Origin of the sequence: Candidatus Synechococcus spongiarum, from assembly GCF_900047545.1 — a bacterium.
Lineage (GTDB): Bacteria > Cyanobacteriota > Cyanobacteriia > PCC-6307 > Cyanobiaceae > Synechococcus_B > Synechococcus_B spongiarum_C.
The window spans coordinates 1-5,620 of record NZ_FITM01000062.1; the positions used below are offsets into that span (position 1 = coordinate 1).

At 62.8% G+C, this 5,620-nt stretch carries 6 protein-coding genes; 4 read left to right on the top strand and 2 right to left on the bottom strand.

The annotated features are described in order from the left end of the window. Positions 1–1,385: type I glutamate--ammonia ligase (glnA, locus tag FLM9_RS02350; RefSeq protein WP_074457077.1), on the bottom strand; the 1,385-nt coding region annotated here is incomplete at its 3' end. Positions 1,386–1,594: 209 nt separating this feature from the next. On the opposite strand from glnA, the gene FLM9_RS02355 reads away from it, so the two are divergent. Both FLM9_RS02355 and FLM9_RS02360 read left to right on the top strand, forming a co-directional pair. Next, entirely contained in the window at positions 1,595–2,113 is a 519-nt protein-coding gene (locus FLM9_RS02355; RefSeq protein WP_074457081.1) for a bilin-binding protein, read from the top strand. Between the two features lie 120 nt (positions 2,114–2,233). Beyond that, positions 2,234–3,331 carry a pyridoxal-phosphate-dependent aminotransferase family protein gene (locus FLM9_RS02360; RefSeq protein ID WP_081340142.1) on the top strand — a complete coding sequence of 366 codons (1,098 nt, stop codon included), beginning with the start codon at positions 2,234–2,236 and terminating at the stop codon, positions 3,329–3,331. Here the strand turns inward: FLM9_RS02360 and FLM9_RS02365 are convergent. Further along, positions 3,291–3,746, bottom strand: a complete 456-nt coding sequence (locus tag FLM9_RS02365; protein ID WP_102135454.1) for a nucleoside deaminase — start codon at positions 3,744–3,746, stop codon at positions 3,291–3,293. The two genes, FLM9_RS02360 and FLM9_RS02365, sit on opposite strands and share 41 nt — an antisense overlap. Before the next feature lie 66 nt (positions 3,747–3,812). Here FLM9_RS02365 and FLM9_RS02370 point away from each other — a divergent pair, with 66 nt between their 5' ends. Both FLM9_RS02370 and FLM9_RS08085 read left to right on the top strand, forming a co-directional pair. After that, on the top strand, positions 3,813–5,180 hold the full coding sequence (locus tag FLM9_RS02370) for a pyridoxal phosphate-dependent decarboxylase family protein (protein WP_074457080.1): 1,368 nt from the start codon (positions 3,813–3,815) through the stop codon (positions 5,178–5,180). A 17-nt stretch (positions 5,181–5,197) separates the two neighbouring features. Beyond that, the gene (locus FLM9_RS08085) at positions 5,198–5,368 is read left to right on the top strand and encodes a hypothetical protein (protein WP_180365277.1); all 171 of its coding nucleotides are present in this window, start codon (positions 5,198–5,200) and stop codon (positions 5,366–5,368) included. Positions 5,369–5,620: the final 252 nt, after the last annotated feature.

A 5,620-nucleotide genomic window follows, 5' to 3' on the forward strand; every position in this document is an offset into this window, starting at 1 on the left:
GGCCGTTGACGCAATTGCTGCACCTCTTCGTACTTGTAGGCAATCCAGTTCTCAATGAAGTCGTCGGTGAAGACGTCTCCTTGCTTGAGGAAGTCCTTGTCGTTTTCCAAGGCCTCCAGGGCTTCGTTGAGGGACGCGGGGACCGTGGGAATCCGTGACAACTCCTCAGCGGATGCCTCGAACAGGTCAATCTCTGTCCCCTCGCCAGGGTCGATCTGGTTCTTGATGCCGTCCAGACCCGCCAGCACCATGGCGCTAAAGGCAAGGTAGGGATTGGCCAAGGCGTCACCAGGGCGGAACTCCAGGCGTTTGGCTTTGGGATCGGGACCCGTGAGGGGAATCCGCACTGCCGCAGAACGGTTGCCCTGGGAATAGACTAGGTTCACCGGCGCTTCAAACCCTGGCACCAGGCGCTTGTAGCTGTTGGTGGTGGGATTGGTGAAGGCCAGAAATGCAGGGGCGTGCTTGAGGATACCGCCGATGTACCAGCGCGCCGTCTGGGACAGGTCGGCGTAACCCGCTTCACTGAAGAACAGGGGAGCGCCGTCTTTCCAGAGGCTTTGATGCACGTGCATTCCCGTACCGTTGTCGTTAAAGACCGGCTTGGGCATAAACGTCACGGTCTTCCCGTATTTCCGCGCCACGTTACGAATGACGTACTTATAAATCATCACGTTGTCGGCAGTGGCCAGCAACTCGTCAAACTTGAAGTTGATTTCGTTCTGCCCGGCGGTGGCCACTTCATGGTGATGCTTCTCCATGGACAAGCCCAGTTTGCACATGGTCAGCAACATCTCGCTGCGCATGTCCTGGAAGGTGTCGCTAGGGGGCACCGGGAAGTAGCCCTCTTTATAGCGAGGCTTATAGCCCAGGTTGCCTCCTTCCTCTTCCCGACCTGTATTCCACTGACCTTCAATGGAATCCACCTTGTAGTAGCAACCACTTTCGGCGGATTGGTAGCGCACGTCGTCAAAGATGAAAAATTCCGGCTCAGGACCGAAGAACGCCTGATCGGCAATGCCGGTTTCCCGCAAGTACTTCACCGTCTTTTGGGCCAGGCTGCGGGGGCAGCGTTCATAGGGTTGGCCTAACCGGGGCTCCTTGATGGAGCAGATGAGGCTGAGGGTGTTGTCCCGGTAGAAGGGATCAATCCATGCCGTGTCCGCATCGGGCACCATGGCCATATCGGACTCGTTGATGGACTTCCAGCCACGGATGGACGACCCATCAAAGGCCAGGCCGTCGTGGAAGGCGTCCTCAGTGATCTGAGACGCGTGGACCGTGAGGTGCTGCCACATTCCTGGCAGATCGACAAACTTCAGATCCACCAGCTCAATGCTTTCCTTGCGGATCAGATCCAGAATGTCCTGAGGAGTTTTGGCCATAGATCAGGCTAGAAAACAAGGGGACCTGCCCCGAAGATTGATCTTATGAAAGCAGCAACGTGATTTTTTGTAGCAAGGATAACAGTTTCATCCAACGGGGCCTGGGGGCCACCGTAACCATTTCTGTCAAATTCCCCTTGGCACCGGGGTCCAGAGAGCCCCCCGGCAAATGTCGGTGATACGCTGGCATGGCCCGTCAATTGAGTTTCATGGCAGATGCGCTTGCTGCTCTGATCGGCCGGTATGACCTCAGCGGCCGCTACCTGGACCGGGATGCCGTGGATCAGATTGGCGACTACTTCAGTGCGGCAGAGCAGCGCCTGGCGGCAGCGGAGCAGATTAGCGGCGCGGCTGGGGTCATCGTTCGCGAGGCCAGCGCCCGCCTGTTTCTTGCCGAGCCGGACCTGCTCAATCCCGGAGGCAACGCCTACACCACCCGACGGCTCTCCGCCTGTCTACGGGACATGGACTACTTCCTTCGCTATGCCAGCTATGCGCTGGTGGCTGGCGATAACCGGATCCTTGATGAGCGGGTCCTCGCTGGCCTGAACGAGACCTACAAATCTCTGGGTGTGCCCACAGGTCCCACGGCTCGCAGCATCACCTTGCTGGCCGACGTGGTGGAGGAAATGCTGGTGGATGCCGGGATCCCGGCTGGACCCCTGGTCCGCGCTCCGTTTCAGTATCTGGCGCGGGGCCTGGCGGAAGCCAATGTGCGCAACCGCTGAGTGTCCCCTTAGCCTGCTCTCTGCCCCCCCCGGTACCGGCCCTTCGTGACCCAGACCCTGCCCCCTCCCGCCACGTCCGCAGTGGACCAGGCCCATCGCCTATCCCTGGACCCTCTGGCCATGCCGGAGCGCCTGCTCCTTGGCCCTGGGCCTTCCAATGCCCACCCCGACGTGTTGGCGGCCATGGCCCGCCCCCCTGTGGGCCATCTGGACCACACCTTTCTCCGCTTGATGGGAGAGGTGCAGGAGTTACTGCGCTACGCGTGGCAGACGGACAACCGGCTCACCATCCCCGTGAGTGCTACCGGCAGTGCCGCCTGGGAAACCTGCATTGCCAACACCGTGGAGCGGGGCGACACCTTCCTGGTGGCCATCAACGGCTATTTCGGGCATCGGATGGCGGATATGGCCAGCCGCTACGGCGCCAACGTGGTCATCATCAAAAAGCCCATGGGACAGGCCTTCAGCCTGGAGGAACTTGAAGCGGCTCTGGTGGAACATCAGCCCAGGCTGTTGGGCCTCATCCATGCCGAGACCTCTGCCGGCGTCCTGCAGCCCATGGAGGGTGTGGGTGAGGCATGCCGGCGCCATGGCACCCTGCTCCTACTGGATACAGTCACGTCCCTGGGTGGAGTTCCCCTGTTTCTGGACCGCTGGGGTGTGGACATGTCCTATAGCTGCAGCCAGAAATGCCTCAGTTGCCCGCCGGGACTGGGGCCGGTGACCATCGGACCACGGGCGGAGGAGCGGCTCAAGTCCCGCACCGGCAAGGTTCCCAACTGGTATCTGGACATCACGCTCCTGAGCCAATACTGGGGTAGTGATCGGGTCTACCACCACACGGCGCCGGTGAACATGAACTACGGGCTGCGGGAAGCGCTGCGGCTGCTGGCGGAGGAGGGGCTGGACGCCGCCTGGCAGCGCCATCGTCGCAATGCCGAATTGTTGTGGGAGGGTTTGCAATCCCTCGGCCTGAAGCTGGCTGTGGATGAGCGTCTGCGCCTGCCCACTCTCACCACGGTTTACATTCCCGAGGGTGTGGACGGCAAGGCATTTGCCCGCTCCCTGCTGGATGAAGAAGGTGTGGAGATTGGTTGTGGTCTGGGGGATTTTGCAGGCAAGGTGTGGCGCATCGGGCTCATGGGTCAGAACAGCGCCGCCGAGAACGTGGAGCGGCTCATCGACCTGCTGCGCCAGCGCCTGCCCGGCGCTGCCTGAACCAGTCCTGCAGCAGCACCCTGCATTCCCTGGCCAGGACCCCGCCTCTGCACACCATGTGATGGTGGGCAGCAGGGCTTTTGCTCAGGTCCAGCACACCCCCCAGCCCCCCCCGCTTCCCGTCCGCCGTGCCAAACACCACACACCCCATGCGCGCTTGAACGAGGGCTGCGGCGCACATGATGCACGGCTCCAGGGTGACCAGCAGGGTGCAATCGTTAAATCGCCAGTCTCCCCGCAGGGCAGCAGCCTGCCGTAGGGCCACCAGCTCCCCGTGGCCGAGGGGATCTCCGTCCCGCTCCCGTCGGTTGGTCCCCCAGCCGATGCTGCGCCCGCCACCATCCAGAATGACCGCAGCCACGGGCACCTCTCCCCGCCTGCCCACCATGGCTGCCCGGCGCAGCAAGCGCCTCATCCACAGGGTGGCGAGACCCTGATCCCAGCTTGAGCTCATCATTCTGTGCCCCATCATTCTGTACAGGTGACAGACTTGGACGCCTTCCCCTGCAGTTTGCCCCCTGGCCAGCACAGCCACACCATGGTGGCCCTGATCCGTCAGGTGGTGACCTGGTTGGAGCGATGGCATGGGGAGGCTCGGACGCGCTCACCCTTGCCCGGTCCCGTCACTCTGCCCCCCGTGGCGCCGGCACCGTGGGGGCTGGATGCCAACCACCTCATGGAGGACCTGGACCTGCTGGTGCGCGGGTCCTACAACCCTTGGCATCCGGGGGCCATGGCCCATTTGGATCCCCCGCCCAATCCAGCCTCGGTGGCGGGGGAGCTGGTCTGTGCCTGGCTCAACAACAACATGCTGGCGGAGGAGCTTTCACCACTGCTCAGCCAACTGGAGCGTCGCCTACTAGGCTGGATTGCCCAACGCCTGGGGTTGGGGGAGGATGGCGGGGGCGTCATGGCCAGTGGGGGGACCCTCTGCACCATCACAGCCCTGGTGACGGCCCGCCATCAGCGGGGATTGGACGGACAACACGCCTGCCTCTATGCCAGTGCTGATTGCCACAGTTCTCTGGCCAAAGCCCTGCGGGTGATGGGCCTGCCTGCGGCGGTCCTGCGGCTGGTGCCCACCGATGCCAGCGGACGCCTGGATCCCCACCTGCTGGATGAGGCCCTGGCGCAGGAGACGGCGCCCATACTGGCGGTGGTGGCCACCGCCGGCACCACCATCCGCGGTGCGGTTGATCCCATCGGTCTCATTGCCGACATCTGCCACCGCCGTGGCCTCTGGCTCCACGTGGATGGCGCCATTGGCGCTGTCTGCGGTCTCAGCCAGCGCCACCGGGGGCGGGTGGCCCACATGGGCCGGGCCGACTCCCTCACCATGAATCCTCAAAAATGGCTGGGCATTGCCAAGGCTTCGGCCATGGTGTTGCTGCGCCAACCCCAGGCATTGGCCGACACCTTTGCCGCACCCCTGGCCTACATGGAGCCCGCCCGTGTGGCCCACGGTGGAGACTGCGGTCTCCAGGGAACCCGTCCGGCGGAGGTGTTGAAGCTGTGGCTCGGCCTGCGGCAACTGGGGCAGCAGGGTATTGACGGCCTGCTGGACGGGGCCCTGCACCGTGCCCAGGTGCTGCGGCAGGGCCTGGCTCCCCTGCCCCTGATCCTGCCGTCCGGGGATTTGCACATCGTCTGTTTCCGCCCCAGCGCCGCCGGCAGCGGCGAGGCCTGGAGCCGCCGCACCCGGCAACGACTACTGGATCAAGGACTGATGCTCTCCCGTCCCCTCTATCATGGTGAGCGCTATTTGAAAGCCGTGCTGGGCAATCCCTTCACCAGGAGGGAGCAGATTGCCACACTGGTGGACACCATCTCCGCCAGCCTCTCCCGTTAAGCCGTCCCCCTTCAGCCATGGATCGTCCCAAGTTGGTGGCCCTGACCACAGGCATCCTCTCCATTGCCCTGGCGGTGCTCTACCTGGCCTTGGTGCTCATCCTGGATCATCGCTCCGGACTGGTGCCGGCGCCGGTGTCGATGGTTGGTGCGGAACACGGTATGGTGAAACTTCTAAGGAACCTCTGAGTTGGCCTTCAAGAGAGGGCCATAGAGGATTTTGCATAGTTGTGGTCGGGCTACGCCTGTCAAAACCAGCCCAAGCTGGCCCAAGACGGTCACAAAACAAGCTCAATCCTTGAGCTTACATCTGGTTGATGATACCCAGACACACGCATCCCATGGGGGGCTCACACCGGACAAGACTCCGCACGCAACAAGTTGACAAAGCCAAGCAGCAGCGCCAGCCGATTCTTGTTCTTCGCCAGGCCTCGGTAGCGG